We start from the raw sequence: 23308 nt of genomic DNA, 5'->3' as shown, positions 1-23308 counted from the left end.
GTCTTGTTAACAGGATGACAACCCGAAGTCCGGAAGTGTCAGTGGCCAAGGACACAATGGCTGCTGTGCACAGCTACCGGCAGGACCTCCGCCTTCTCCGAGATCGCCGCTTCGCGCTGCTCCTGACCGCGCGGACCATCTCCATGCTGGGCAGCTCCTTCGCGCCGGTCGCGCTGGCCTTCGGCATCCTCGACCTGCCAGGAGCCACCAGCAAGACCCTGTCGGTGGTGCTGACCGCCGAGGCGCTGCCGATGGTGCTGTTCATGCTGGTCGGCGGCGTCATCGCCGACCGGTTCCCACGCCACAGGGTGATGATGATCGGCGAGTGGACCAACGCGCTGGCCTTCCTCGCCCTGGCCGCGATGTTGTTCACCGGGTGGACTCCCCTGCCCGCCCTCGCGACCGCGGCGGCCGTCAGCGGCATCGCCATCGCGCTGCTCTTCCCCGCGCTCCAGGGCATCATCCCCGAGGTGGTGCCGCCCGACCGGCTGCAGGCGGGCAACGCGCTGCTGGGGCTGGGGGCCAACTCCTCGCGCATCGCAGGAGCGGTGCTGGGCGGCGCGACCGTGACGCTGGTCGGCGGCGCCTGGGCCCTGGCGGCCAGCGGCCTGCTGTTCGCCGTCGCGGGCGTGTGCATCTCGCTGCTGCGCCTGATACCCGCCGAGAGGTCCTCCGCCAAGGGCCACTCCGTCGTCAAGGACCTGCGCGAGGGCTGGCGCGAGTTCGCCTCCCGCCAGTGGTTGTGGGTGGTGGTCGGCCAGTTCGCCATCATGATCATGGCCATGCAGGCGGCCCACGGCGTGCTCGGGCCGTCGCTGGCCAAGCAGGAGCTCGGCGGCGCGCCCGCCTGGACCGCCGTGCTCACCGGCGAGGCCGTCGGCACCATCGTCGGCGTCGCCGTCGCGCTGCGCCTGCGACCCCGGCGCCCGATCTTCGTCGCGACACTGCTCACCATCCCGACCGCCCTGCCCTACCTCCTGCTGGGCCTGAGCGCGCCGTTGTGGAGCGTGGTGGCGGCAGCCGTCGTGCTCGGCATCTGCTTCGACGTCTTCGGCGTTTTGTGGCAGACCACCATGCAGCGCGAGATCCCGGCCGAGGCGCTGTCGCGGGTGAGCTCCTACGACGCGCTGGGCTCGCTGATGTTCGGCCCGATCGGCCTGATGCTGGCCGGGCCCGTCGCCGTGGCGATCGGGCCCAAACCCGCACTGATCGGGTGCGCGGTCATCGTGGTGGCAATCTCGGTGATCGCGGCGCTGGCGCCGGGCGTGCGCCACCTGAAGGCTCCCGAGCCGCTGGCCAGCCCGCGGTCCTGATGTGCGAACAGGACCTCTGGCCAGCCCGCGGTCCTGATGTGCGAACAGGACCTCTGGCCAGCCCGCGGGCCTGATGAGCGAACAGGACCTCTGGCCAGCCCGCGGGCCTGATGTGCGATCAGGACCTCTGGCTAGCCCGCGGTCCTGATGTGCGAGGTATGACGGTAGGCCGCTGACACGGTGGCCAGCTCGTCGGCCGTCAGCACCCCGGCCACGTCGCTGAAGCCGTCGGGCGCCCGGTCGGCGACCAGGGAGAGGATCCGGTCGGCCGGCATGGCCCGGCAGGCGGCGACCACGCCGTTGGCGAGCGGCAGCCGCTCCGCCTCGTAGGCGCGCAACCCTTCCGCGGGGTCGTCCGCCCGCGACAGCGCCGAGGCCAGGGCACGCGCGTCGAGGATCGCCTGCGACGCCCCGTTCGACCCGATCGGATACATGGGATGGGCCGCGTCCCCCAGCAGGGTGACGGACCCCGACCCCCACGTGGCCAGCGGATCGCGGTCGGTCATGGGCAGCTCCAGCACCTCGGGCGCCGCCGCGAACAGGGCCGCGACGTCGAGGCCCGGCAACGACCAGCCCGCGAAACACGCCGCGAGATCGGCGCGGACGTCATCCTGCGAGCGGCCGGGGGCGGGCACCGGGCCGCGCGCCTCGGCGACCCAGTTGAGCTGCACCAGCCCGTCGTCGGGGCGGGAGATCGGGTACACCACCAGCTTGGCGCGGGCGTTGCTCCCGTAGACGGCGACGGTCGGCCCGGTCTGGAGCGGCCTGCCCCTGCTGATGCCGCGCCACATCATGATCCCGTTGGTGAGCGGCTCCCCCTCGCCGGGGTGCAGGCGGCGGCGGACCGCGGAGTGCAGCCCGTCGGCGCCGACCAGCACGTCGGCGGGGATCGTCACCTCGCGGCCCGAGTCGCGGTCACGGCACACCACCGTGAGAGGCCCCTGCGTGAAGTCCTCCACGGAACACCCGAACCGCACCGCGTCGCCGCCGAGCCGGTTTCGCACGGCACGCAGCAGCATCATCTGCAGCTCGCCCCGATGCACGGAGTACTGTCCCTCGCGCGGCTCACGCCAGATGAGGTTGCCGTGCCGGTCGAAGTGGGCCATCTCGGCGACCGGCACCCCGAGCGAGGCCAGTTCCTCGCCGAGCCCGAGCCGCACCAGCTCGTCGACGGCCGCCGGAAGCAGGTTGATCCCCACCCCGAGCGGCTCGCACCGCCGGGCCGCCTCGACCAGTTCGGGGCTCAGCCCCGCCGCGTGCAGGTGGAGGGCGGCGGCCAGCCCTCCGATCCCCGCCCCCGCGATCAGCGTGCGCATCAGACTGCGATCGCCTCCAGGAGATGGACCTCCAGCGGCAGACCGCTCTGCGACATGAGCGAGAACCCCGCTGCCAGCATCAGCCTACGGTAGCCGTCGAGGGTGCGCTCCTGGCCGCCGACGTTGTTGACCATCATGTGCACGTCCCAGGCGGTGGCCAGGGATCGCTGCCCTGGCTCGTCGGGCAGCAGCCTCTCGACCACGGCCAGCCTGGCGCCCGCGGGCACGGCCTCGCGGCAGCGCGACAGGATGCGGGCGCACTCCTCGTCGTCCCAGTCGTGCAGGATGCGCGAGAGGATCAGCAGGTCACCGGCCGGGACCTGGGTGAACAGGTCGCCGCCGACGGTGCTGATGCGCGTGCCGTATCTGGCGGCCAGCTCCGCCCGCGCGGCGGTGACCGTGGCGGGGGTGTCGAAGAGCACACCCCTGGTGTGCGGCGCGACGTCGAGGATGCGGCCGAGCAGGGCGCCGGAACCGCCGCCGATGTCGGTGACGGTGCCGACGCCTGTCAGGTCGAGCCGTCGGGCGATCGCGTCGAAGACGTCGCGGCACTGGTCGGACATCGCCCTCCTGAACACCTCCGCCTGGCCGGCGTCGGTTTCGAGGAAGTCGAAGGGCGCGCTGCCGTAGGCCAGTTCGAAGCCGCTGGTCGTGCTCCTGACCGTGCCGGGCAGCTCGCCGAAGCTGCGGTAGAACAGCCCGCCGTACAGCAGGGCGACGCCGTGCAGCGAGAGGCTGGAGTCTCTGGCGAGGGTCGCGCCCAGCGAGGTGAGCGTGATCCTGCCGCCGCTCGTGCCTTCGACGACGCCCAGGTGCCGCAGGTAGCGCACCAGCCGCCCGACCCGGTCGGCGGGTGCGCCGATGGCCTGGGCCAGCTCGTCGAGGGTCAGGTCGCCGTCGTACAGCCGGTCGGCGATGCCGAGTTCGGCCGCCGTCCTCAGCGCCTGGGTCGTCCACGCCCCCGTGAGCATCTCCAGCATGCGCCGCCGCTCGTGGCCGCCGCCGAGGTGCTGCTCCAGCTCGGCCGGGGCGGTTCCGTCGACCACGATCTCCAGCCGGTCGCCGTCGCCGCGGAAGTAGAACACGCTGCGCCCCGTCGTCCCCTCGTCCGGGTTGAAGCCGCCTCCGTCAGGCAGGAAGCCGTCGGCGCGCAGTTTCTCCAGCACGCCGAGGTCGCCCGCCGGAGCTTCGAAGGCCAGGTGCGTCTCCCTGCCGTGCAGCCGTTCGTCGTCGGCGACCTCCTCAGGGCAGCCCGTCGCCAGGAACAGCTCCAGGCTCCTGCCGTGGCCCACGTCGATGTGGGCGATGGTCACCTCGAACCCGGTCAGGCCGTATCTCCTGGCCAGGCGGTCCTTGACCACGACGCTCGGCAGGGTCCTGAGTACTGGCAGGCCTTCCAGAGCCGCCTCGACCGAGGCCGGGAAGACCAGGAGGCCGACGTGGTCGAACCTCAGACCGCAGGGCCCCTGCCTGCCGTCGCGCGCAATCTGCGCCATTCCGCTGACCCGCAACACGTCGGACGCGCTGAGCGCGCCCGGTGAGATGTCGGTGGTCAGCACGTTACCCCGCTTCACAGGGGCCAGATTAACAGCACTCTGTGTAGCTAAATGACCACAGTGCGTCAGGCTGTCATCCCGCTGGTGCGCAGGCCGCGCGCGGGGAGGCGCTCGTGCAGCCCGAAGCGCTTCTCGGGCTCCTGTTCTCCCTCCAGGATCGCGGCCACGTACGCGGCCAGCGCGGGGGCGTGCTTGAACCCGTGACCGGAGTCTCCGCCGAGCACCCACACGCCGGGCGAACGTTCGTGGACGATCCACTCGGCGTCGGGGGTGAGTGCGTACTGGCACACCTGCGTGAACAACGGCGACGACCCGGCCAGGGAGGGGAACCGCCTGCCCAGGTAGGCCGAGGCCACCTCCAGGCTCGCCTGGTCGATCACGCGGGAGCCCGTCTCCGGCTCGTACGGCAGCCCCTCGGCGTCGGAGGTGGTCTTCATGCCCACGCCGTCGACGTCGCCGTGCCCGTAGGCGGAGGCGCTGTAGTCGACCCACGCGGGGATGCCGTTCCACGCGGGCGGCACCGCGAAGTGCACGGTGTCCTGCTTGGTGACGGCCAGCGGCAGGTCGGGGAAGAGCGCGGCCGACCACGCGCCGCACGCCCACACGACCCGGTCGGCCCGCAGCACCTCGCCGTCGACGGCCACCGCGTCCCCGTGCGGCACGGCCCTGCCCCGCACGAGCTCCGCACCCTCCTGTACGGCGAGGCGGGCGGTGAGCTGGGTCGCCCGCCTGGCCCTGATGACTCCGGCGTGCGGCTCCCACATCAGGAACTCCAGCCCTTCGCCGGAGAAGTCGGGGAAGAACCGCGAACCCTCGTCGGCCCCCAGCAGGGAGTGCGGGATGCCGAGCCGCTCCAGGACGGCGGAACTGGCACGTTCCCACCCGTCGGCGTGCTGGGCGAACCACACCATCCCCGACTCGAGGTAGAGCGGCTCGCCCACCCGCTCGCCGAGCGCCCGCCACCCGTCGCGGGCTCGCCAGGCGAGGGAGGCGTACCAGTCGTCCTGCCCGTGGGCGCACCGCAGCAGCCGGGTCTCCCCCGCGCTGGACTGCCGGACGTGGCCGGGCGTGTGCTGCTCGACCAGGGTCACCCGCCACCCGGTTTCGGCCAGCCGCAACGCCAGCGACGAACCCCAAATCCCCGCACCGACCACAATGACCGATTTCATGTCATACGACGATAAGGGTGACCACCACTCCAGCACAGTTCCCGGCGACACATATCCGCACCGGGATCTCCGACACCCCCGCCCCCGCCGGGACGCCCCCCACGTGGCCGTCGGGCCCGATGGCCACGTTCGCGGGCAGCGTGGACGGGTCGGTGACGGTGAAGGTGGCCAGCACGTCAGGGGGCCCGCCGTCGATCTGGATGACGCTGTCGATCATCGCCCCGACCTTGCCGGGGAAGGTCAGCTCGCCCGGCTCCCATGGCACGTTCCTGTGGACCACCAGGGTGATGCGCTCGTCGAGACAGACCGGCCCGCGGCAGAACCTGACCGTGTCGGAGTAGACGCCCACCCGGTCAGGAGCACCCGTGAGATCGCCGTCGGCCTCGACCGCCACGCCGGGCGCGACCTCGTCGGCGCGGATGGCGTAGCCGTCGTTGACGAGCAGCAGCCGGTCGCCGACCTCGATGCCGTGGGTGACGTTGAAGGTGTTCTCGACCAGCAGGCTCGGCTCGGGCTCCGTGACCGCGACCGGCCGCACCAGCGGGGTGTCGCGCACCATGCGGGTCGCCTCGGAGCCGAGCGAGGGCAGGCTGGGAACGAGTGCGCATGCCGCCGCCACGCCCAGCAACCCGACCCACTTGGCCCGCAACGCTTCCCTCCCGCCCCACTGACTATCCGGATTCATACCCTCACCGCTGGATAATCAAGCCATGGCCGCCGAATCAGCTCAGACCCTCGAACGCGGGCTCCACCTGCTGCGACTCCTCGCCGACGGGCGGGGCGGGCGCACTCCGACCGAGCTCGCCAAGGAGCTCGGCCTCAGCAGGCCGGTGGTCTACCGGCTGCTGACCACGCTGACCAACGAGGGCTTCGTCAGGCGCGACGGCGACGGGCGCCTGCATCTGGGCTTCGGCGTGCTGGTGCTGGCCCAGGCCGTCCAGCCGCTGCTGCGCGCCGCGGCGCTGCCGACGTTGCGCCGGCTGGCCGAGCAGGTGGGCGCCACCGCGCACCTGACGGTCGCCGAAGGGGGCGACGGCCTGGCGGTGGCGGTGGTCGAGCCGTCGTGGACGAACATGCACGTCGCCTACCGGGAGGGGTCGCGCCATCCGCTCGCCAAGGGGGCGGCGGGTCAGGCGATCCTGGCGCTGCGCGAGGGCAGGTCCGGATTCTTCGTGACCGAGGGGCAGCTGCAGGAGGGCGCGAAGGGCGTCGCGGCCCCGGTGACCGGGCTGCCGTGGCTGGAGGCGTCGGTCGGGGTGGTCAGCTTCGGGAGCCTGCCCGAGGGCACCGGCGAGAGGGTCGTCGCGGCCGCGGTGGAACTGGAGACGTCTCTCGCCTAAAGTGGTCCATATAGAGGACGAAGGTGTCCGATAAAAGGACGGAGTGGAGATGCCTTTCTACCGCGTCGTGGGTGATGTGCCCCGCAAGCGCCACGTGCAGTTCCGGCGTCCCGACGGCGGTCTCTACGCCGAGGAGCTGATGGGCGAGGAGGGCTTCTCCTCCGATTCGTCCCTGCTCTACCACCGGTACCTCCCGACCGCGATCATCAAGGCCGAGACCGTCCAGCCCCTCGTCCCCGACTCGCTCGAGGCCAACCTCCCGCTCTCGCCACGCCACTTCCGCACCCAGGACCTGAAGTCCGCAGGAGACCTGGTCACCGGGCGCATGATGCTGAGCGGCAACGGCGACGTCCGATTGTCGTACGCCACCACCGACGCCCCCAGCGAGCTGTACCGCAACTCCAAGGGCGACGAGTGCGTCTACATCCAGGCGGGCGAGGCCCGCTTCGAGTCGACCTACGGCGCCCTCGACGTCGGGGTGGGCGACTACGTCGTCATCCCGACCGGCACCATCCACCGCTGGGTGCCGAAGGGCACCGTCAACGCCCTGGTCATCGAGGCCTCCGGGCACATCAGGACACCCAGGCGCTACCTGTCGCAGTACGGCCAGCTCCTGGAGCACGCCCCCTACTCCGAGCGCGACCTGCGCGCCCCGGCCGAGCCGCTGATCGTCGAGGGCGAGGAGGTGCCGGTCCTGGTCCGCACGCGTGGCGGCCTGACCCGGATGACCTTCCGCAACCACCCGTTCGACGTGGTCGGCTGGGACGGCTGCCTCTACCCGTTCGTCTTCAACATCAGCGACTTCGAGCCGGTGGTGAAGAAGACCCACGCGCCGCCGCCCGTGCACCAGACCTTCGAGGGCCCCGGCTTCGTGGTCTGCTCGTTCATGCCGCGCCCGCTGGACTTCCACCCGGAAGCCATCCCGATCCCCTACAACCACCACAACGTCGACTCCGACGAGTTCATGTTCTACGTGGGCGGCGACTACTCCGCGCGCAAGGGCTCGGGCATAGACGTGGGCTCGATCTCGCTGCACCCCGCCGGGTTCACCCACGGGCCGCAGCCCGGCGCGGTCGAGGCGGTCATCGAGTCCAAGGCCACCCACACCAGCGAGATGGCCGTCATGGTCGACACCTTCCGCCCCCTCGACCTGGGCCAGGGCGCCCTGTCGTGCGAGGACCCCGGCTACGCCTGGACCTGGGCCCGATGAACCCCCTGTTCAAGGCCCTGGTCGACGACGCCGGCCTGTTCCCGCCCACGTCGCTGCCCTTCGACGAGGCGCTCGAACGCCACCGGCACGACACCAGCCCGGTGCTGACCCACCGCTTCCTGTGCCCGGCGAGCAGGCTCGACACGTTGCGCGGCTCCGCCTACGTGCCAGGCCGCATCGGGCTGATCGTCGACACCCCGCAGGTGCCCGACTTCTCGGATCTGCCCGTCGACATCGTCGAGAGACGGCTGGAACCCTCCGCGGACCCCGGTGAGCCGCCCCCGGGCGTCCGGCTGTTCTACGAAGTCCCGCCCGACACGGCCGCCGTCGCCTTGCCGAAGGGGGCGGGCCTCAAGGTCAGGTGCGGCGGTCTGACGGTCGATGCCTTCCCCTCGGCGGAAAGCCTGGGCGGCTTCATCGCCCGCTGCGTCGAGCACGGCATCCCGTTCAAGGCCACGGCCGGGCTGCACCACGCCGTGCGCCACTTCGACGCCACGCTCGGCGTCGACCGGCACGGCTTCCTCAACCTCGTCGTGGCCGTCTGCGAGGCGGTCGAGGGCCGCGATCCGGTGGCCGCGCTGAAGTCGACCGACGTGGGCGGGCTGGTACGGCTCGCCCAGGCGGTGCCCGCCGGCACGGCCGTCGAGGCCAGGCGGCTGCTCGTCTCCTACGGCTCGTGCAGCACCAGCGCTCCCGTCGAGGACCTGATCGCCCTCGGCCTCATCGAAAAGGACCAAGCATGAACTTCGGGGTGTTCTCCCGGCCCGGCGAGCCGCGGCGGGTGGGCGTACGGCGCGGCGAGCGGGTGCTCGACCTGGCCGCCGGGCTGGACGACGAGGTGTTCGCGGCGCCGAGCCTCAACCCGTTCATGGCGCTGGGCCGTACACGGTGGCTGGAGACCAGGGCCGCGGTGGAGGAGCTGGACGGGCCCGCCTACCCGCTCGACGAGGTGACGCTGCACCTGCCGATCGAGGTGGCCGACTACGTCGACTTCTACTGCTCGCTGGAGCACGCCTCCAACCTGGGGCGCATGTTCCGTCCCGACGAGGAGCCGCTGAAGCCGAACTGGCGGCACCTGCCGGTCGGTTACCACGGCAGGGCGGGCACGGTCGTGGTCTCGGGCACGCCGGTGAGGCGGCCGCACGGGCAGCTGCGCGCCGGGGTGTTCGGGCCGAGCACGAAGCTCGACATCGAGGCCGAGCTGGGCTTCGTCGTCGGCGACCCGGCCGGCTCGACCTTCGAGGAGAAGGTCTTCGGCGTCGCGCTGGTCAACGACTGGAGCGCGCGCGACATCCAGGCCTGGGAGTACGTGCCGCTGGGGCCGTTCCTGGGCAAGTCGTTCGCCACCTCGATGGCGGCCTGGGTGACCTTCCTCGACGACGTGCCGCGGGTCCGCGGGCGCGAGCAGGACCCCGCGCCGCTGCCCTACCTGGAGCGCGAGGGCGACTGGGGCCTCGACCTGACCTTCGAGGTCAGGCTGAACGGCGAGGTCGTCTCGCGTCCGCCGTACTCCGGCATGTACTGGACGCCCGACCAGATGCTCGCGCACATGACCGTCAACGGCGCGACGCTGCGCACCGGCGACCTGTTCGCCAGCGGCACGGTCTCGGGCCCGGAGCGCGGGCAGCGCGGCTCGTTCATCGAGCTGTCGTGGAACGGCGCCGAGCCGCTGAAGCTGGGCGACGGCTCGACCCGCACGTTCCTGGAGGACGGCGACGTGGTGACGATCTCGGCCCCAGGCCTCGGGGAGGTGTCAGGAAAAGTCGGATAGGTGACTTGGTGTGCTCAACTCGTGACTCACCGCTACCCTGGTCTCTCCCCGGTCCTTGAATTTGGAGAGCAGATGCGGCGTGCCGCGGCCTTCACTCTCGTCGCCCTACTCCCCGGCTGCAGTTCGGTCACCGCCGAGACCCCCACCGCGCCGCCCGTGGTCACGGTCTGGCCCGCGTTCGACACCATGCGCGCCAGACCCGACCGCGGCCTGGTCATCAAGGCGCAGGGCGGCACGCTGGCCGAGGTCCACGCCTACAGCGGGCGCCGGCCCGTGCCGGGCAGGCTCGACCCGACGGGCACCACCTGGCGCTCCGACTGGACCCTCGAGCCCGGCAAGGAGTACACGATCACCGCCAAGGCGGCGGGAGCCACGCAGACCACGGTGACGGCGGGCAAGTTCCGCACCCGCGACGCCGGGCCGAGCTTCGAGATCGCCGACACCGCGCCCTCCCCCGGCGAGACCGTGGGCGTCGGCATGCCCATCATCGTCGACTTCGACGCCCCGATCCGCGACAAGACCGCCGTCGAGAGCGCGCTGCAGGTCACCGCCAGCAGGCCCGTCGAGGGCGCCTGGCACTGGACCACCGACACCCAGGCCGTCTACCGCACCAAGGAGTTCTGGCCGGCCAAGACCGCCGTCTCCCTGGTCGCGCACCTGGCCGGCGTGCGCAACGGCCCCGGCGTCTACGGCACCGCCGACCAGCGGCTCGACTTCACCGTCGGGCGCAGGCAGATCAGCACGGTCAGCACCGCCACCAAGCAGATGGTCGTGCGCCGCCAGAGCAAGGTCGTGCAGCGCATGGCCATCAGCGCGGGCATGGCCACCACCCGCGAATACACCACCACCAGCGGCGTGCACCTCACCATGGAGAAGGGCAACCCGGTCCGCATGATCTCGCCGGGACGCAGCAAGGGCGACCCCGGCTTCTACGATGTCATGATCAACCACGCGGTCCGCATCTCCAACAGCGGCGAATACGTCCACGCCAAGAACAACGTCTGGGCCCAGGGCCGCGTCAACGTCAGCCACGGCTGCATCAACTCCCGCCCCGACCAGGCCGCCTGGTTCTTCGACAACTCCCTGCGCGGCGACCCCGTCACCATCACCGGCACCGACCGAGAGCTCGAATGGAACAACGGCTGGGGCTTCTGGCAGCTGCCCTGGGACAGATGGCTGCAGGGCAGCGCGCTCTACGATCCGAAACCGAAGAACGGCTGGGTGGAACCAGCCCCCGCACCCGGCATACCGTAGAAGGCGGGGGAACAGTGGGGAACCCTCCACCCCCTCAGGCCCGTTATCCCCTCAGGAGGGCCGAACGATGGAACTCTGGGTCATCTGGCTAGTCTTGGCGGTCGTGCTCGGCATCGCCGAGATCTTCACGCTCACCGCCGCCTTGGGCCTGCTCGGCGCCGCGTCGCTCGTCACCGCCGCCGCCGCGGCCCTCGGGCTGCCTCTCCCGCTGCAACTGCTCGTCTTCGCCCTGTCTTCCGCCGCAGGCATCGTGGTGATCCGGCCGATCGCCATGCGCCATATCCGCCAGCCACAACTCCAGCGCTTCGGCGTCGAAGCGCTCGTCGGCAAGCCCGCCTACGTCGTCAAGGAAGTCACGGGACGCGAAGGCAGGGTGCGCATCGGGGGCGAGGAGTGGTCCGCGCGGGCCTACGACGAGACGCTGGTGATCCCCGAGGGCGCCACCGTCGACGTCATCGAGATCGAGGGAGCCACCGCCCTCGTCTATCCACGGGAGTACTGAACATGGACGCCCTCCTTTACATCGGGGTTCTGGTCATCCTCTTCGCCGTCTTCACCGTGCTGCGTGCCGTACGGATCGTGCCCCAGGCCCGGGCGCGCAACGTCGAGCGGCTCGGCCGCTACCACCGCACGCTCAAGCCCGGACTCAACTTCGTCATCCCGTACATCGACCGCGTCTACCCGATGATCGACCTGCGCGAGCAGGTCGTGTCCTTCCGCCCGCAGCCGGTCATCACCGAGGACAACCTCGTCGTCGAGATCGACACCGTGCTCTACTTCCAGGTCACCGACCCCCGCGCCGCCGCCTACGAGATCGCCAACTACATCCAGGCCGTCGAGCAGCTCACCGTCACCACCCTGCGCAACGTCGTCGGCTCGATGGACCTGGAGAAGACCCTCACCTCCCGCGACACCATCAACAGCCAGCTGCGCGGCGTGCTCGACGAGGCCACCGGCAAGTGGGGGCTGCGCGTCAACCGGGTCGAGATCAAGGCCATCGACCCGCCCAAGACCATCAAGGACGCGATGGAGAAGCAGATGCGCGCCGAGCGTGACAAGCGCGCCGCCATCCTGAACGCCGAAGGCCAGCGGCAGTCGCAGATCCTCACCGCGGAAGGCGACAAGCAGGCCAGGGTGCTGCGGGCCGAGGGCGCCCGCACCGCCGCCATCCTGGAGGCGGAGGGCCAGTCACGCGCCATCGACCAGGTCTTCCAGGCCGTGCACCGCAACGACCCCGACCCCAAGCTGCTGGCCTACCAGTACCTTCAGGTGCTGCCGCAGCTCGCCCAGGGGCAGGGCAACACCATGTGGGTGATCCCTTCCGAGGTCACCTCGGCGCTCCAGGGCATCTCCCAGGCCTTCACCGAGGTGCTGCCGAAGTCGGCCGCCACCCGCCCGGTCGAGAGCTCCGACTCGGCGGAGCGCGAGATCGAGCAGGCGCGCGAGGCCGCCTCCGAGGCGGTCGCCGACGCGCAGGACGCCGAGGTCGGGCCCCGCGCGCTCGGCTCCGCCGTACCCGAGCCCGCGCCCTTCCCCGACCTGGAGCGTGACCGGCAGGAGGCCGAACGCTGACAGAGCGGATCCGGCGGCCCTGCGAAGCGGCGTCGTCCGACGCGTCGCCGCCGGTCAGGGCCCATGCCGCCGCCACGCTCGCAACAGTGCGTCCGTAAACTGGTGTTCTGTGTCGATTGTGTCCCGGCTACGCGCCGCCGGTTGTGTCTTCGCCGAGGATGAGGCAGAGCTCCTCCAGTCCGCCGCCGGTTCGCCGGACGAGCTGGAGAGCATGATCGCCCGGCGGGTCTCCGGGCTGCCCCTGGAGCAGGTCGTGGGGTGGGCCGAGTTCTGCGGGCTGCGCATCCTGCTCGACCCCGGCGTGTTCGTGCCGCGCCGCCGCAGCGAGTTCCTCGTACGGCAGGCGGTCGCGCTGGCGCCTGCCGGTCCCGATGTCACCGTCGTCGACCTGTGCTGCGGTTCCGGCGCGCTCGGCGCCGCCGTCGCCTCCCAGCTGGGCGCCTCGCTGCACGCCGCCGACATCGACCCCGCGGCCGTCGCCTGCGCGCGCCGCAACGTCGCCGAGGTCCACCTCGGCGACCTGTTCGACCCGCTGCCCGCCTCCCTGCGCGGCCGGATCGACCTGCTGCTGGCCAACGTGCCCTACGTGCCCACCGCCGAGGTGCCGATGCTGCCCGCCGAGGCGCGCGAGCACGAGGCGCTCGTCGCCCTCGACGGCGGCCCCGACGGCCTCGACGTGCTCAGGAGGGTCCTGGCCGACGCCCGGTCGTGGCTCGCTCCCGGCGGCCACCTGCTCGTCGAGACCAGCACCCGCCAGGCCGACACTGCGGCCAAGCTCATGGCCGACCACGGCCTGGCCCCGCGAGTGGAGGCGTCGGAGGAGTTCTTCTCCACCGTGGTGATCGGCTCCCGATGAGTTTCCGTCCCCGCCCTGGTCTGCTCCTCCAACACCCCCTGAACGAGGAGGACACCATGGCGCGGGTCCACGCCGACATCACGATCTCCCTGGACGGCTTCGTCGCCGGCCCCAACGACGGCCCCGGCTGCGGCCTGGGCGAGGGCGGCGAGCGGCTGCACTACTGGGTCTTCGGCGGCCCGTGGAGCTACGAGAACCCCACCTCGAGCGAGTCCAACAGCATCGACGCCGAGGTTCTCGCGGGCGCGAGCGAGGCCGGAGCCGTGATCGTCGGCCGCGGCATGTTCGACGCGGGCGAGGCCTGGGGCGGCAAGAACCCCTTCGACATGCCGATCTTCGTGCTGACCAACCGCATCACCGACGACCTGCCGGCCGACTTCACCTACGTGACCGGCCTGGACGAGGCGCTCGCCCAGGCCCGCGCGGTCGCGGGAGATCGTACGGTCGCGATCGGTGGCGGCGCCGACGTCATCCAGCAGTATCTGCGGGCCGGGGTGGTCGACACCCTGGGCATCCACATCGCGCCGGTCGTCCTGGGCGCGGGACGTCCCCTGTTCGACGGCACCTTCAGCGCGGATCTGCGGCAGCTGTCGTGCGTGCAGTCGCCGCTGGCCACCCACCTGACGTATCAAGTGGGTGGCTCAGGCGTCAGCCGTACTTCATGACCTGGAGCAAGGACTCCAGCTCGTCGTCGGGTGCGACGCGGTTGCGCCGCACGAACCCGCACTCCACGCAGCGGTGGACGAGCATGTGACCCTTGGCCGGGTGGCTGTCGACGCCCCGGGCTCGCATGAGCCCGCGGCACCGGGCCGCCCGGTCACCGGGCAGCACGTCCACGTGTCTGGAGCACAGGCACGACGGACAGTGGTTGCGGTAGCTGCCACGCGGCAGCGGCCCGACCTCGATCCCGCAGTGCATGCAGGTGAAGCCGGTGTTCTCGGTTGCCCGACTGATGGTGCCCCTCCGAGCCGATTGAAGGTGTGAGCTTCAACTCGGAAGGCGCAGGGTTCCGTAAGATCTCTGGATCACCCAGGCTTGAACGGGCGAGGGATACGATTCACCGCCACTCAACGGCGATTACTTCCGGCTCCGGCTTCACCCTCGTCGTACGACGAGGGATCCGGACCACGACCGAGGTTGTGGATTTGTCTCGGCCACTGTCAGCAAGGTCGCCCCAGCTGCCGCCGGTAGATGTCGTCCCGATCGCACTGGCGTCGGCGTCGTCCCCTGCTAGGCACCCAACATGGTGGTGTTCATGGCGACGAGCCTAGCGAACTTGTCGTACGGCAGGCCGGCGCGGGCGCCGCTCCACATCTTCTGCGCGAGCACTCCCAGGCTCTCCTCGATCAGCTCGTACATCCACTCCTCGGAGTAGTCGTCCCTGACGAGGTCGTTCCAGAGCGCGGGCATGGCGCCGAGCAGGCGCGGGTCGCCGGGTTCGAGCTCCTGACCGTCGGCGAAGACGTGCGGCTCCCAATGGTTGTACAGCCACTCGGCATCCAGACCGTAGCCGTGGTAGTAGTCGGCCTTGGGGACGATGTAGAGCAGGTCGTCATTGCTGTTGATCAGCCGGTAGGAGTCGCCGCGGGCGCCCTCGGGGCCGTAGAAGCCGTTGTTCCAGCTGTTGATCACCACATCGGGGTCGAAGCCCGCGGTGTCTCCCGTCGGGGACAGGCGGGTGAAGCCGCCCCAGGCGCGCGGCTGCTTGCCGAGCGAGCGCACGTGCGCGGCCAGGTCGTTGAAGAACTCCTTCCACAGCTGCTTGCTCTGGTAGTACTCATCGGCCCCGAAGTGCAGGTCGGGACCGCGAAACCACGGCGCGAACTCGGTGAACACCGCTTTGACCAGGTCGGTCGCGGCCGGGTTGGCCAGGTCGAGGTGGTCGGAGTCGCCGTCGTCGTGCCCGATGGACGGGTCGTAGGCGATGAAGGAGCGCGAGTGGGCGGGGGCGTCGATCTCGGGGACGATGGTGATCGCGTGAGCGGCGGCCAGGTCCTCGAAGGCGTCCCATTCCGCGCGGGAGTAGGCCTGCTCCGAGGCCAGCCCGGGGAACGCCTCCGAGCGCAGGCGGAAGCCGTGCAGCGCCTTGCTCCAGTCGCCCTCGGGGGCCTTGATCTCGTTGTCGTTGAGGTGGAGTTGCAGCTCGTTGAGCTTGAAGCGGCCCATCAGCCGGATGAGGCGGTGGATGAGCTCGAGGGTGACGTATCTGCGCCCGACGTCGAGCATGTAGCCGCGGACCGGGTAGTTCGGCCAGTCGTGGGCCACGCCGCACGGCACCGCGCCGGTGCGGAGGATCTGCACGAGGGTGCGCGTGCCGTAGAACAGGCCGCGAGCCGTGGGGGCGCTGATCCGCACGCCGCCGGGCTCGGCCCGCAGCCGGTAGCTCTCGTCGCCGTGGCCGGTGGGGGCGAGGTCGAGCACGATGTCGCCCTCGCCCTCCGTCGCATGGCCGATACCCAGCTCGGCGGCCAGGCCGGCGCCCAGCGCCGGATCGGCGCAGATCACCCGTGAATCGGGAGAGAGCCGGAACTCGCCGGTGCCGCCCGTCCACTCCTGCAGGGCGGGGACGACCTGAGGCCGCTCGTTCATCACCACTCCAAGATCGCGTAGCCGCGGTGCGGCACGTCTTCATCGATCACGAAACAACCGTTCTCCGACCGCACGGGCACGTTCCTCGGCTCCCGCAACGGCTCCAGCAACGTCGCGACGTCCGGCGCCGTCCCCGACACGACCGGGCGAGCCGGGTCGGCCGAGCCGTTGACGATCGCCAGCCTCCTGCGCCCGCCCGCCACGGCGAGTTGCGGCATGAGATGCGGACCGCCACTGACCAGGGGGAAGTCGCCGCCCAGGAAACGCACCGCGCGGTGCGCCAGGCGCTGCCCGTCGTCGCAGCGCCCCAGGGACTCGGGCGCGCACGCGGCGAGCGTGACCACCCGGCCGCCCAGCGCGTTGACGTAGGCCACGCGGCCGTCGCCCCACTGCTCCTCGCGCGGGCTGAGGATGTGCGTCCACACCTGCGCGCCGCTCACCGCCGCCAGCCGCGCCAGCGCGGGCTGCACGTTGACGCTGACCAGCGCGCCGCCGTCGGCGATCCGCTCCATGCTGTACGGCACGCGCGAAGGCTCGGACCGCTCGGCCACCTCCTCGACCTCCACCCCGAGCAGCGAGCCGTACCCCCGCTCGGTGAGGATCACGGCGGCATGCCCGTCGAGCAGCACCCCGCCGGAGAAGATCGCCTCCACGTCGGCGTCGGGCACGCCCCAGGCGACCTTGCCGAACAGCGCGGTGACGGGGCCGGAGCCGGCCTTGATCGGCACGCCGTACGGCAGCAGGTAGCGGGCCGCGCGCAACGGGTCGGCCGTCAGGCCGTCGAAGGTCCCGTCGCCCCAGATGCTCGCGGCCGTCTGCGGCCACCACGGGATCGCGACCCCCTCGGTCTCGAGCACGGGCGAGGCCGTGACGTCGAGCGCGGCGCGGGACCGGTCGAGCATGCGCCCGATCCGCGGATAACGTTCCGGCTCGCCCGTCACGAAGGGGTGCACGTCGAGCAGCATGCCGTCGGCTCCCGACAGGCGCGCGGCGACCATCTCCGACCAGGTCTGGGTGTCGGACTTGGTCCACTCGGTGTGCGGCCAGTTCTCGATCTCCGGGGCCACCTCCACGCCCTCGGGACGCAGCGCGCGCTGCAGCTCCAGCATGGCGATCGAGTAGGCCAGCGCCTGTCCTGGCGCGTCGCCGTAGGGCGCGAAGTGGGGCCGGTGCACGTCGATCCGGTCGAACAGCGCCGCCCAGTCGCGGCCCTCGACCGAGGCGATGCCCAGACCCGAGCTCATCAGGCCGAGCTTGGCCCGGCCGCCGACCGCCTGCCGTACGGCGTCGAGGGCTTCGAGCTGGGCCTCGCGCCACGTCCGCTGGAGCAGCGAGCGCCAGGGGTGCGGCGGGCCGCCCGCGGTGACGGCGGCGACCAGGTCCTCGCGCTCCACCTTCTCCCCCGACAGCAGCGCGAAGCGCTCCAGCATCTCGGGCTCGAACCCGCCGCCCCAGGTGAGCGGGGAGTGGTTGTGGTAGCGGAAGTCATCCTCCAGCCAGAGCACGCGGAAGCCCAGCTCGGAGAAGCGGCCGTAGTGGCCCGCCAGCCACTCGCGCCAGACCGGGCAGGCGAAGGAGGCGGTCGCCGTGGACGCCTCGCCGCAGGGCGAGACCATCGGCGCGAAGCCCAGGTCCTGCATCCTGCCCCGGTCCGCGTGGCCGACGGTCACCCACGGGTTCAGGCTGGCGCCCACGCCGTGCGCGTCGAGCACCCCCTTGACGGCGGCCACGTGCTCGAACCACAGGTCCTCGCCGACGCCCACCGGGTGACCGGAGTGCAGCTCCTCGGAGTTGTAGATCAGCACGACCTCGTCTACGCCGTGCTCGGCGCAGTAGCGGGCCAGCGGGGTGGCGTCCCGGCCGGGAAGTACCTGGTAACGAAGGTGATAGCTCATGCTTCCTCGTGCAGCCAGCAGGTGGTCCAGCTTCCGTCCGGAAACTCGGTGCGCGGCGGGAGGTCCGTCTTGCACTTGGCCATGGCGAAGGGGCAGCGCGGGTGGAACCGGCACCCGGGCGGCGGGTCCACCAGGCTGGGCGGCTCGCCCAGCTTGGCCGTGGCGGTGAAGGCCGAGCTGCCCCCCGCCCGCTCCGGGTCGGGCGAGGAGTCGATGAGCAACCGGGTGTAGGGGTGCTTCGGCTCCTGGATCACCGACTCGGCGGGGCCGCCCTCGACCATCTGCCCGGCGTACATGACGTAGATGTCGTCGGACAGGTAGCGGGCGCTGGCGATGTCGTGCGTGATGTAGAGCAGCGCCAGGCCCTCCTCCTCGCGCAGCCTGGCCAGCAGGTTGAGGACGTCCAGCCGGATGGAGACGTCGAGCATCGAGATCGGCTCGTCCCCCAGCAGCACCGCCGGTCGTACGGCCAGCGCGCGGGCGATGGCCACCCGCTGGCGCTGACCGCCCGACAGCTCGTGCGGCAGCTTCCCGGCGAACTCGGCGGCCGGGGTCAGGTTCACCTTGCCCAGCAGCTCGTGCACCTGATCGTCGCCCGATTCGTGGCCGTGCAGCTTCAGCGCCCTGCGCACGTTGTGTTCGACCTTGCGCAGCGAGTTGAGCGAGGCGAACGGGTCCTGGAAGACCAGCTGGACCTCGCCGTAGAAGGCCTTGTCCGGGCGGCTGACGGTCTGACCGCGCAGCTTGATCTCGCCCGAGGTGACCGGATAGAACTGGGCCAGCAGCCGGGCCAGCGTCGTCTTGCCGCTGCCGCTCTCGCCGACGAGCGCGGAGATGCGCCCGCGATACAGGCGCAGGGTCACCTTCTCCAGCGCCCTGACGGTCTGCCTGCCGGTGTCGAAGTGCTTGGTGACGTTCTCCGCGGCGAGGACCGGGGTCTCCTCAGGCATGGGCCGTCCTCTCTCGGTCGTGCAGGTGGCAGGCCGCAAGGCCCTCGCCCACGTCGAGCAGTTCCGGTCGCCGCTGCGCGCACTCGTCGAAGCGGCTCGGGCAGCGCGGCTCGAAGGCGCACCCGAGGGGCAGGTTGCGCAGGTCGGGCGGGGTGCCGGGGATGCCGCTCAGCCTGGTGACGGGCGCGTGCAGGGGCGGGAAGGAGTCGCGCAGCCCCTTGGTGTAGGGATGCTTGGGCGAGCGGTAGATCTCCGCCGCCTCGCCCAGCTCGACGATCCGCCCGCCGTACATGATGGCGATGCGGTCGGCCAGCTCGACCAGCAGCGAGAGGTCGTGGGTGACGAAGACCACCGAGAAGCCGAGCTTCTGGCGCAGTTCGAGGATCTGCGCCAGGATCTGCCGCTGCATGACGACGTCGACGGCGGTGGTCGGCTCGTCCATGACGACGATCTCGGGATCGCAGGCCAGCGCCAGGGCGATCATGGCGCGCTGGCGCATGCCGCCCGACATCTCGTGCGGGTACGAACGGGCCCGGTCGGGCGAGATGCCCACCATCTCCAGCAGCTCGGCGGTGCGCTCCTCGACGTTGCGGTAGCCGTGTTCCCTGAGCACGTCGGCGAACTGGGCGCTCAGGCGCGCGACCGGGTTGAGCGCGTCCATGGCGCTCTGCAGCACCACCGCGATGCTGCGCCATCGAAGTTTGCGCAGCTCCTTGTCGGTCTTGCGCGCGATGTCGACGGGCCGGCCCTCGCGCGGGTGCAGCCAGACCTCGCCGCCGGTGATGGCCGCCGGCGGGCGCAGCAGCCGGATGAGCCCCATGATGAGGGTCGACTTGCCGCAGCCCGACTCGCCCGCCACTCCCAGGATCTCGCCGCGGCGCAGCTGGAAGGAGACGTCGTTGACGGCCCGTACGGCTCCCGCGGCCGAGATGTAGTCGACGTTGAGCCCCTTGACGTCCAGGATCATGCGAGCGCCTTTCTCATCGCCTTGATGTCGGCCGTGCGCAACCGCGGGTTCATCACCTCGTCGATGCCGAAGTTCACCAGGCCGGTCGCGGTGCCCAGCAACGCGATGCACAGGCCGGGCGGGACGAACCACCACCACATGCCGTTGAGCATGGCCACCTGCCTGGCCTGGTCGATGACGGTGCCCCAGCTGACGGTGTCGGCCGACGAGATGCCCAGGAAGGCCAGGCCCGCTTCGGCCAGCACCGCGCCGAGCACCAGGTGCAGGAACATCGCCGAGATCCAGCCCGCCAGGTGCGGCAGGACCTCGACGAAGATCAGCCGCGTCTTCGTCTCGCCGACCATGCGCATCGCCATGACGAAGTCGCGTCTGCGCAGGGAGAGCGTCTGCGCCCGCAGGGTGCGGGCGCCCGGCGCCCACCCGAACAGGCCGATGATCAGCGCGATCGTGACAGGCCCGGTGTCCTGTACGTAGCCGGCGACGATCAGGGTGAGCGGGAGCACCGGCAGGACCAGGAACATGTTGGTGACGAAGGAAAGCACCGCGTCGACCTTGCCGCCGAAGAAGCCAGCGGTGACGCCGACCACGACCGCCAGCACCACGCCGATGACCGCCGCCACCGAACCGACGACCATCGAGTTGCGGGTCCCGGCGATCATCTGCGCGAGCACGTCGGTGCCCTGGCTCGTGGTGCCGAGCAGGTGGTCGCCGCTGGGCGCCTGGCTGATCGCGTCGTAGTCGATCTTCCACGGTCCGATGCCCAGCAGGTCGTTGAGCCACGGCCCGACGATGGCGATCACGGCGAAGAAGGCGATGATGCCGATGCCGATGCGGACCTTCATCGGCCTGCCTCCCTCGTGCGGGGGTCGATCATCACGTAGACGGAGTCGGCCACGAAGTTGGCCAGCAGCACGGTGAGCGTCGTCAGCAGGAAGACGCCCTGCATGAGCGGGTAGTCACGCTTGCTGACCGCGTCGTAGAGCAGGTAGCCGATCCCGGGATAGGAGAAGACGATCTCGGTCAGCAACGCCCCGCCGAGCACGCCGCCGACCGCCATGGCGAACCCGGTGACGCTGGGCAGCAGGGCGTTGCGGGCGGCGTACCTGAACATCACGCGTCCTGACGACAGGCCCTTGGCCTTGCCGAGCAGCACGTAGTCCTCGCTGACCGTGGTGATCATCATGTTGCGCATGCCGAGCAGCCAGCCGCCGAAGGCGGAGAAGACGATGGTCGCGGCGGGCATGACCAGGTATTCCAGGACGCTGCCCAGGAAGCCCGGCCGGCCGTACAGGTCGGGGTCGTAACCGCCGCCCAGAGGGAACCAGCCGAGCACCAGCCCGAAGACGTACAGGGCGATCAGCGCGACCCAGAAGTACGGCAACGCGGACAGGAAGGTCGACAGCGGCGACAGGATCCCGTCGAGCCGCCCGCCCGGCTTCCACCCGGCGGCGATGCCCAGCCCGGTCCCGATGGCGAACGCCAGCAGCGTGGTCGTGCCCACCAGCAGCAGCGTCCACGGCAGTCCCGCCCCGAGCAGCTCCCCGACCGGGGTCGGGAAGCGGCTGATGGACAGGCCGAAGTCCAGGCGGGCGACGCTGCCGAGGTAGTCCCAGTACTGCTGGAGCAGCCCCGCGCGGGGATCACCGAACAGCTTCTGGATCGCCGCGACCGCCTCGGGCGGGATCGACTCGCCCGACTGCTTCTGCAACTGCCTGACGATGACCGAGGTGGGATCCCCCGGCATGAGCCGGGGGATGAGGAAGTTCAACGTGATGGCCGACCAGGCGGTGGCCACGTAGAAGGCCACCCTCCTGGTCAGGAACCGCCCCTTGCCCTGCTTCATCTACTGGCCCGCGGGCTTGAGGCCCTTGAGGGTGAGGACGAAGTCCGGGCCGAGCGCGCTGTGCGGCACGTGCGAGGCGGCGTCCGCCTCCGGCCAGCCGGTCCAGCGGGCGTTGTTCATCTCGATGAACCAGTCGGCGGTGAACATCGGGGAGAAGGGCACCTGCTCGAGCAGGATCCTCTGAAGCCGGTGACCCGCCTCCTTCTGCTTGGCGGGGTCGCCGACGTTGGTGCGGATCGTGTCGAGGAGCGGAGCGGTCGACTGGTCCTTCCACCGGCCCTGGTTCTGGTACTGCGCGTCCTTGCCGACCGGCACGTAGGTCTCGGGGTCGAGCTGGTCGGTGAAGACCGAGTAGAGGCCGTTGGAGCCGCCGGTCCAGTAGAGGGCCATGTCGAAGTCGCCCTCGTTGAGCTGCGGGTCGTAGTTCTCCTCGGGAGTCGCCACGACCTTCACGTCCAGGCCCAGGTTGGTCTTCCACTGATCCTGCATGCCCTTGCCCCAGGCCATCCAGTTGGAGTACTCCTGCACGACCTTGACGCTCAGCGGGTAGGTCTTGCCGCCCTTGGCGAGCTGGCCGCCCTCGACGCTCCAGCCGCCGTCGGCCAGCGCCTTCTTGGCGCCCTCGACGTCGAGAGCCTGCGGCTTGCACTCGGGGGCCATGAAGTCGGCGTAGACCTGCGGCTCCAGGCCACACGCGTTGGCGGGCTCCTGGCCGGTCGGCGCGAGTTTGAGCAGGGAGGAACGATCCACACTCATCGCCAGCGCCTTGCGGACACCCGCGTCGGCGAAGGGCTCCTTGTCCAGGTTGAACAGCAGCGACTCCTCGCCGCCGGTGTGGAAGGTCCGGTAGACGTTGGCCTCGGGGTTGCGGGCCATGTACTCCTGCTCGGCGTTCGGCCAGGACATGGTCGCGAAGTCGAGGTCACCCTTGAGCAGGCGGGCCTTGGTCTGGTCGTCACCGCCCGCCGCGACGATCTTGATCGCCTTCATGGGGAACCGGCCGCCCCAGTAGTCGGCGCGGGTCTCCAGCGTGAACTGCTGCGGGGTGAACTGGGTGAGCTTGCCCACGCCCGTGCCGACCGGGTCGGGGTTGGTCCAGGTCTTCAGATCCTGGTCCTTCCACAGGTGCTCGGGCACGATCCGGGGCGCGTTGCTGGTGGCGCCGAGGGCGAAGCGGTAGAAGTCGAGCTGGCCGGGCTTCTTCCAGGTGACGACCACGGTGTGCTCGTCGGTGGCCTCGGCCGAGACGTAGGTCTGGCCGCCGGTGTTGAGCTCCGGGTACTTCAGCGGGATGTTCAGCGTGAACGCGACGTCCTTGCCGGTCATCGGCGTGCCGTCGGAGAACTTCACGTCGGTGCGGAGCTTGATGGTGACCTTCTTGTCACCGTCGCTCCACTCCCACGACTCCGCCAGCCACGGCTCCAGCTGGCCGCCCTTGAACACGTTGCGCCGCACCAGCGGCTCGTAGATCAGGCTGGCCTGGGGCGCGATGTCGGTGGAGGGCGAGTAGATGTTGAAGTTACGCGAGTACGTGGTGGCGTTGTTGACCCGCAGGCTGATCGCGTCGGACACGCCGGCGGCGCCGCCACCGGCCGTGCCCGTCTGCTGGGAGCCGCCCGCGGTGCCCGGCGAGCAGGCCGTCAGCAACAACGCCAGCCCCATCGTGCCGACCGCGGCGGATTGCCTGACCTTCTTCATGAGGGGACG

The 23308-nt window shown here is 70.6% G+C and carries 22 protein-coding genes; 10 read left to right on the top strand and 12 right to left on the bottom strand.

What is annotated here, in order from left to right; translation table 11 throughout:
• The first annotated feature begins 65 nt into the window (after nucleotides 1-65).
• The gene (locus tag ACIBH1_RS31120) at nucleotides 66-1313 is read left to right on the top strand and encodes an MFS transporter (protein WP_397317522.1); all 1248 of its coding nucleotides are present in this window, start codon (nucleotides 66-68) and stop codon (nucleotides 1311-1313) included.
• Between the two features lie 131 nt (nucleotides 1314-1444).
• Here the strand turns inward: ACIBH1_RS31120 and ACIBH1_RS31115 are convergent, their stop codons facing one another.
• The 4 genes from ACIBH1_RS31115 to ACIBH1_RS31100 are packed head-to-tail and all read right to left on the bottom strand — an operon-like array spanning nucleotide 1445 to nucleotide 6039.
• Entirely contained in the window at nucleotides 1445-2629 is a 1185-nt protein-coding gene (locus tag ACIBH1_RS31115; protein ID WP_397317521.1) for an FAD-dependent monooxygenase, read from the bottom strand.
• Nucleotides 2629-4203: a methyltransferase gene (locus ACIBH1_RS31110; RefSeq protein WP_397317520.1), complete on the bottom strand. Its 1575-nt coding sequence runs from the start codon at nucleotides 4201-4203 to the stop codon at nucleotides 2629-2631. The genes ACIBH1_RS31115 and ACIBH1_RS31110 overlap by 1 nt, the downstream gene beginning before the upstream one ends.
• A gap of 47 nt (nucleotides 4204-4250) precedes the next feature.
• Nucleotides 4251-5354, bottom strand: a complete 1104-nt coding sequence (locus tag ACIBH1_RS31105) for an NAD(P)/FAD-dependent oxidoreductase (protein ID WP_397317519.1) — start codon at nucleotides 5352-5354, stop codon at nucleotides 4251-4253.
• A 1-nt stretch (nucleotide 5355) separates the two neighbouring features.
• Nucleotides 5356-6039, bottom strand: a complete 684-nt coding sequence (locus ACIBH1_RS31100) for a hypothetical protein (protein WP_397317518.1) — start codon at nucleotides 6037-6039, stop codon at nucleotides 5356-5358.
• A 25-nt stretch (nucleotides 6040-6064) separates the two neighbouring features.
• On the opposite strand from ACIBH1_RS31100, the gene ACIBH1_RS31095 reads away from it, so the two are divergent.
• The 9 genes from ACIBH1_RS31095 to ACIBH1_RS31055 all read left to right on the top strand — a co-directional run bounded on the left by ACIBH1_RS31095 (nucleotide 6065) and on the right by ACIBH1_RS31055 (nucleotide 14022).
• A complete protein-coding gene (locus tag ACIBH1_RS31095) occupies nucleotides 6065-6694 on the top strand; it encodes an IclR family transcriptional regulator (protein WP_397317517.1) in 630 nt (209 codons plus the stop codon).
• 49 nt (nucleotides 6695-6743) lie between these two features.
• A complete protein-coding gene (locus ACIBH1_RS31090; protein ID WP_397317516.1) occupies nucleotides 6744-7904 on the top strand; it encodes a homogentisate 1,2-dioxygenase in 1161 nt (386 codons plus the stop codon).
• Nucleotides 7901-8647, top strand: a complete 747-nt coding sequence (locus ACIBH1_RS31085; RefSeq protein ID WP_397317515.1) for a hypothetical protein — start codon at nucleotides 7901-7903, stop codon at nucleotides 8645-8647. Before ACIBH1_RS31090 ends, ACIBH1_RS31085 begins: the two co-directional genes overlap by 4 nt.
• Nucleotides 8644-9675: a fumarylacetoacetate hydrolase family protein gene (locus tag ACIBH1_RS31080; RefSeq protein WP_397317514.1), complete on the top strand. Its 1032-nt coding sequence runs from the start codon at nucleotides 8644-8646 to the stop codon at nucleotides 9673-9675. Before ACIBH1_RS31085 ends, ACIBH1_RS31080 begins: the two co-directional genes overlap by 4 nt.
• Before the next feature lie 72 nt (nucleotides 9676-9747).
• On the top strand, nucleotides 9748-10929 hold the full coding sequence (locus tag ACIBH1_RS31075) for an Ig-like domain-containing protein (RefSeq protein WP_397317513.1): 1182 nt from the start codon (nucleotides 9748-9750) through the stop codon (nucleotides 10927-10929).
• Between the two features lie 67 nt (nucleotides 10930-10996).
• Entirely contained in the window at nucleotides 10997-11431 is a 435-nt protein-coding gene (locus ACIBH1_RS31070) for an NfeD family protein (RefSeq protein ID WP_397317512.1), read from the top strand.
• Nucleotides 11432-11433: 2 nt separating this feature from the next.
• Nucleotides 11434-12501 (top strand): SPFH domain-containing protein, encoded by a 1068-nt coding sequence (locus ACIBH1_RS31065; RefSeq protein WP_397317511.1) that lies wholly within the window; start codon nucleotides 11434-11436, stop codon nucleotides 12499-12501.
• 109 nt (nucleotides 12502-12610) lie between these two features.
• Nucleotides 12611-13357: a putative protein N(5)-glutamine methyltransferase gene (locus tag ACIBH1_RS31060; protein ID WP_397317510.1), complete on the top strand. Its 747-nt coding sequence runs from the start codon at nucleotides 12611-12613 to the stop codon at nucleotides 13355-13357.
• A gap of 56 nt (nucleotides 13358-13413) precedes the next feature.
• The gene (locus tag ACIBH1_RS31055; RefSeq protein WP_397317509.1) at nucleotides 13414-14022 is read left to right on the top strand and encodes a dihydrofolate reductase family protein; all 609 of its coding nucleotides are present in this window, start codon (nucleotides 13414-13416) and stop codon (nucleotides 14020-14022) included.
• On the opposite strand, the gene ACIBH1_RS31050 is transcribed toward ACIBH1_RS31055, so the two are convergent.
• The 8 genes from ACIBH1_RS31050 to ACIBH1_RS31015 all read right to left on the bottom strand — a co-directional run bounded on the left by ACIBH1_RS31050 (nucleotide 14006) and on the right by ACIBH1_RS31015 (nucleotide 23299).
• Nucleotides 14006-14311, bottom strand: a complete 306-nt coding sequence (locus tag ACIBH1_RS31050) for an RNHCP domain-containing protein (RefSeq protein ID WP_312894882.1) — start codon at nucleotides 14309-14311, stop codon at nucleotides 14006-14008. The genes ACIBH1_RS31055 and ACIBH1_RS31050 overlap by 17 nt on opposite strands.
• 276 nt (nucleotides 14312-14587) lie before the next feature.
• A complete protein-coding gene (locus tag ACIBH1_RS31045; protein ID WP_397317508.1) occupies nucleotides 14588-15946 on the bottom strand; it encodes a family 20 glycosylhydrolase in 1359 nt (452 codons plus the stop codon).
• The gene (locus ACIBH1_RS31040) at nucleotides 15946-17841 is read right to left on the bottom strand and encodes a hypothetical protein (protein WP_397317507.1); all 1896 of its coding nucleotides are present in this window, start codon (nucleotides 17839-17841) and stop codon (nucleotides 15946-15948) included. Before ACIBH1_RS31040 ends, ACIBH1_RS31045 begins: the two co-directional genes overlap by 1 nt.
• Nucleotides 17838-18791, bottom strand: a complete 954-nt coding sequence (locus ACIBH1_RS31035) for an ABC transporter ATP-binding protein (protein ID WP_397317506.1) — start codon at nucleotides 18789-18791, stop codon at nucleotides 17838-17840. The genes ACIBH1_RS31040 and ACIBH1_RS31035 overlap by 4 nt, the downstream gene beginning before the upstream one ends.
• Nucleotides 18784-19758, bottom strand: coding sequence for an ABC transporter ATP-binding protein (locus ACIBH1_RS31030; RefSeq protein WP_397317505.1), 975 nt, complete (start codon nucleotides 19756-19758; stop codon nucleotides 18784-18786). Before ACIBH1_RS31030 ends, ACIBH1_RS31035 begins: the two co-directional genes overlap by 8 nt.
• On the bottom strand, nucleotides 19755-20600 hold the full coding sequence (locus tag ACIBH1_RS31025; protein WP_397317504.1) for an ABC transporter permease: 846 nt from the start codon (nucleotides 20598-20600) through the stop codon (nucleotides 19755-19757). The genes ACIBH1_RS31030 and ACIBH1_RS31025 overlap by 4 nt, the downstream gene beginning before the upstream one ends.
• Nucleotides 20597-21601, bottom strand: a complete 1005-nt coding sequence (locus ACIBH1_RS31020; protein WP_397317503.1) for an ABC transporter permease — start codon at nucleotides 21599-21601, stop codon at nucleotides 20597-20599. The genes ACIBH1_RS31025 and ACIBH1_RS31020 overlap by 4 nt, the downstream gene beginning before the upstream one ends.
• Nucleotides 21602-23299, bottom strand: a complete 1698-nt coding sequence (locus ACIBH1_RS31015; protein ID WP_397317502.1) for an ABC transporter substrate-binding protein — start codon at nucleotides 23297-23299, stop codon at nucleotides 21602-21604.
• Nucleotides 23300-23308: the final 9 nt, after the last annotated feature.

It is taken from the genome of Nonomuraea sp. NPDC050663, from assembly GCF_044456985.1.
Lineage (GTDB): Bacteria > Actinomycetota > Actinomycetes > Streptosporangiales > Streptosporangiaceae > Nonomuraea.
This window is presented reverse-complemented; position numbering and strand designations above follow the sequence as displayed.